General features: G+C 61.0%; 4 protein-coding genes and 2 pseudogenes. 3 read left to right on the top strand and 3 right to left on the bottom strand.

All coding sequences use genetic code 11. The features are described 5' to 3' along the window. A partial coding sequence (locus FEM54_RS27600; protein WP_138453756.1) for a DUF4337 domain-containing protein occupies positions 1-527 on the bottom strand: 527 nt, incomplete at its 3' end. Between the two features lie 54 nt (positions 528-581). After that, positions 582-1,466: a LysR family transcriptional regulator gene (locus tag FEM54_RS27595; RefSeq protein ID WP_017134637.1), complete on the bottom strand. Its 885-nt coding sequence runs from the start codon at positions 1,464-1,466 to the stop codon at positions 582-584. A 93-nt stretch (positions 1,467-1,559) separates the two neighbouring features. Between FEM54_RS27595 and FEM54_RS27590 the strand changes: the two genes are divergently transcribed. Then, positions 1,560-2,528, top strand: a complete 969-nt coding sequence (locus FEM54_RS27590; protein ID WP_138453755.1) for an NAD-dependent epimerase/dehydratase family protein — start codon at positions 1,560-1,562, stop codon at positions 2,526-2,528. Here FEM54_RS27590 and FEM54_RS27585 read toward each other — a convergent pair. Then, positions 2,488-2,871: a DUF2784 domain-containing protein gene (locus FEM54_RS27585; protein WP_138453754.1), complete on the bottom strand. Its 384-nt coding sequence runs from the start codon at positions 2,869-2,871 to the stop codon at positions 2,488-2,490. The genes FEM54_RS27590 and FEM54_RS27585 overlap by 41 nt on opposite strands. A gap of 221 nt (positions 2,872-3,092) precedes the next feature. On the opposite strand from FEM54_RS27585, the pseudogene FEM54_RS27580 reads away from it, so the two are divergent. Together FEM54_RS27580 and FEM54_RS34780 are read left to right on the top strand one after the other, a co-directional pair. Beyond that, a pseudogene (locus FEM54_RS27580) lies at positions 3,093-3,524 on the top strand (HAD family hydrolase); the annotation flags it as partial. Next, positions 3,516-3,636, top strand: a pseudogene (locus FEM54_RS34780) (response regulator); the annotation flags it as partial. The pseudogenes FEM54_RS27580 and FEM54_RS34780, both read left to right, overlap by 9 nt.

Raw genomic sequence — 3,636 nt, 5'->3', positions numbered from 1 at the left:
GTGTAGGACAGGCGCTTGAGCCACTCTTTACGCGTCAACAACGTAATCGCCGCCAACGAAATCGCGATCTGAATCGCGGTCATTGCCTGCGCCCAGCGGTGATGCTGGTGCAGTGCCTCTTCGGATTTCTGGTCCCATTCCTTGGATGTCGCCTCAAGCTTCTCGGCCTGTTTGCGCACCTCCTCCTTCTGGCCCTTGTAGCGCTCGATTTCGTCCTTGTAATGCGCGGCATCTACACCCGGAATATGCGTGGCCAGCTCCGCCAGGTTCTGGCGGCTGGATTTGGCCTGGTAGTAGTTCCACTGGTTGGCGGCTTCGGTCTTGATGATGGCGGCGTTGTTCTTGTCCATGGCCGCTTCGCTTTCGGTGGAGCCGGCCTGGTAGCTGAGCATGGCACCCAGGGTGGCCATCAACGCGGTCATTACGGCGATGCGGCTGGCAAAATTGTCACCGCGCCCGTGCGCATGTTCGGTGGTGTGTTCGATGTGTTTTTCGTGGGGGCTGGGGACTTCGAAGGCTTCGGACATGGGGGCGTCTATGAAGGGACTGAGGGAGACTGATTCTTTACCAGTGAAGCTGTCTCAATCCTGTACGTAACGCTGCAAACCTTGCACCAGCGCGTCGAATGTCACCCGGCAGCGCGGGCTGTTGCGCAGGTCTTCGTGCATGGTCACCCAGGTGTCCAATTTGAGCGCAAAGCCATCGGGCAGTACCCGGCGCAAACGCGGGTCGCGCTTGGCCAGTTGCACCTGGCAGCCGCCGATACCGGCACCGGCGCGGATCAGCGCCAATTGCGCCAGGTCGCTGTCGCTGCTGATGGCGAAGGCGCTGCGTTCAAAGCCCTTGATCGCCAGGCTGCGGATAAACGCGTTTTCCTGGTCGAAGCCGATCACTGAATGGCCAGCCAGGTCTTGCATCTGCAAAGGGACGCCCTGCAGTTGCAGGTAATCGTCGCGGGCGTGCAGTCCCACTTCGATCAGGCCGACGCGCTGCGCCAGCAGTTGCTCCTGGCTGGGGCGGACCATGCGCACGGCGATGTCGGCCTCCAATTGCAGCAGGTCGCTGAGGCGGTTGGTCAGCACCAGTTCAACCCGCAAGTGCGGGTGCTCGCGGCGCAATTGGGTGATGATCGGCGGCAGTACTTCCACGCCGACCACCTCGCTGGCCGACACCCGCACCACCCCGCGCACTTCATCGCCGTGGGCAGACGCGGCGCGCTCCAGGGCGGCGGCGGTGCGTTCCATGGTTTCGGCATGGGCGCGCAAGGTGTGGGCCACCGCCGTCGGCAACAGCCCGGCAGGCGAACGGGTAAACAGCACCACGCCCAGTTCGGCTTCGAGCGCAGCGATGTGCCGGCCCACCGTAGGCTGTGTGATACCGAGCTGCCGCGCGGCACCCGATAACGATCCCTCCTTGAGTACGCCAAGGAACGACCGGTAAAGCTCCCATCCAATAGTCGATGCCATGCATAAATGTATAGCGGCAGGATGGTCTTCGGCAATTTATCTATAGCAAGGCTGCACACACAATGGCCTCACCAACTAATGTAGGAGAAGGTCATGAGCAAGGTTCTGGTACTGGGGGCAACCGGCGGGATCGGCGGTGAAGTGGCGCGGCAACTGCACGCGGAAGGCTGGGAGGTGTGTGCACTGACGCGGGATGTGGGCAAGGCGCGCCGCGCGAATGCCGACTTTTCCTGGATCGAGGGCGACGCGCTCAACCGTGATGAGGTACGCGCCGCGGCCCGTGGTTGTGCGGTGATCGTACATGCCGTCAACCCACCGGGTTACCGCAATTGGGCTGAGCTGGTCATGCCGATGATCGACAACAGCATTGCGGCGGCCATCGCCGAGGGCGCGACGATTGTGTTGCCGGGCACGGTCTACAACTTCGGGCCGGATGTGTTTCCGGTGCTGTATGAAGATTCGCCGCAGCACCCGCAAACGCGCAAGGGGGCTATCCGCGTACAACTCGAGCAGCGTCTGGAACAGGCGTCCCGCCGTGGCGCCCGTGTGTTGATTGTGCGCGCCGGGGATTTTTTCGGCGCTCGGGTGGCCAACAACTGGTTTGCCCAAGGCTTGATCAAACCCGGTAAACCGGTACACGCCATCAGCTATCCGGGCGCACCGGGTGTGGCGCATCAATGGGCTTATTTGCCGGATGTGGCGCGCACCATGGTCGAGTTGCTTGAACGCCGGTCAACCCTGGAGGCTTTTGCGCGCTTTCATATGTCCGGGCATATGGACACGGATGGCACGCAGATGACCCAGGCGATCCAGCAGGAGGTGTTGCGCAGGACGGGCCAGCAACCACGCGTAGGTCGTTTCCCATGGTGGTTGCTGAAAGTGGCCGCGCCCTTTGTCGTCACCCTTCGCGAAATGCAGGAGATGCGTTACCTGTGGCAAACCCCATTGCGTCTGGATAACACGCGCTTGGTCGCGGCTTTGGGGCGCGAGCCGCACACGCCGCTGGAGCAGGCGGTGGAAGCTACGTTGCTCGGTCTGGGGTGTTTGCCTGACGCTGTCTGATCAAGCGTACATACACTGCACTGTTGATCAGCAACACCACGGCGCCCAGCCCCAGTTGAATCTGTGGGGTCAGCCCGGCCGGGTAGATCAGCGTAAGAATGTAATGCTCGATAAAACCGCCGCCATAACCGTCCTGCCCGGCGAGGTGGCGCAGCATGTTCTCCCAGCGGGTCAGCGGGCAGGGCAGGTGGAACACTTCCACCGCCACGCCCCAGGCCGCGGCGGGCAGGTGCAGCCACATCACCGGCCGCCACTTGAGGGCCAGCAACCCGCCAAACAGCACGAACAGGATAAAACACAGGTGGAACAGCACCAGGCTGTCGGCGGCAATGCGATAGAGCATGAAGAGGTTCGCTTTTATCAGGGCTGGCGTTGAGTTTGCAGGTAGTCGATAAACACGCGCAGCTTTTTCGGTGTGTTGCTGCGGTTGAAGTCATACAAGTACAGCGCATTGTGGGCACCTTGAATAGCGCCGCAGGGTGGAGGGCCGCCAAGGTTGCTTACCTACGCTGTAGGCCGCTATTGTGCTGAAACCTTTTAGTCCTTCCCCAAGGTGCTGTTGCGATGAATGTACCGCGTACTCCAGTCGGTCCGATCAAGGCCGTGATTTTCGATATGGACGGGTTGTTGCTGGACACTGAAGGTATCTACACCGAAGTCACACAGATTATCGCCGAACGCTACGGCCGCACCTACGACTGGGGCATCAAACAGCACATCATCGGCCGGGGCGCTCAGGACCTGGCTGAATATGTGGTGAAGGCGCTGGACTTGCCGATCACCCCGGCAGAGTTTCTGCTGATTCGCGAACCGCTGATGAGCGAGCGTTTCCCCAAAGCCCTGGGCATGCCGGGTGCCGAAGCGCTGGTGCGGCACCTGAAGGCGCACAATATCCCGATTGCCGTGGGCACCAGTTCGTCGCGCAATTCGTTTGGCCACAAGACCACCTTGCACCGTGAGTGGTTTGGCTTGTTCGGCACGATCGTCACCGCCGAGACGCTGTTGAAGAACGTGGGCTGCGATGTGATCACGGCTATCGACGGTTTCGATGCCCTGGCCCGGATTGTTGATCATCACCCGCACATTATCTTTGTCGACATCATGATGC

This window comes from Pseudomonas edaphica, from assembly GCF_005863185.1.
GTDB classification, from domain to species: Bacteria; Pseudomonadota; Gammaproteobacteria; order Pseudomonadales; family Pseudomonadaceae; genus Aquipseudomonas; species Aquipseudomonas edaphica.
The sequence above is the reverse complement of the archived record's forward strand: the minus strand, read 5'-3'. Positions and strand labels throughout refer to the sequence as shown.

Bases quoted from the DNA above. Each gene is read 5' to 3' on its own strand.
- FEM54_RS27590 (WP_138453755.1), top strand. From the start codon at position 1,560: ATGAGCAAGGTTCTGGTACTGGGGGCAACCGGCGGGATCGGCGGTGAA.
- FEM54_RS27585 (WP_138453754.1), bottom strand. From the start codon at position 2,871: ATGCTCTATCGCATTGCCGCCGACAGCCTGGTGCTGTTCCACCTGTGT.
- FEM54_RS27595 (WP_017134637.1), bottom strand. From the start codon at position 1,466: ATGGCATCGACTATTGGATGGGAGCTTTACCGGTCGTTCCTTGGCGTA.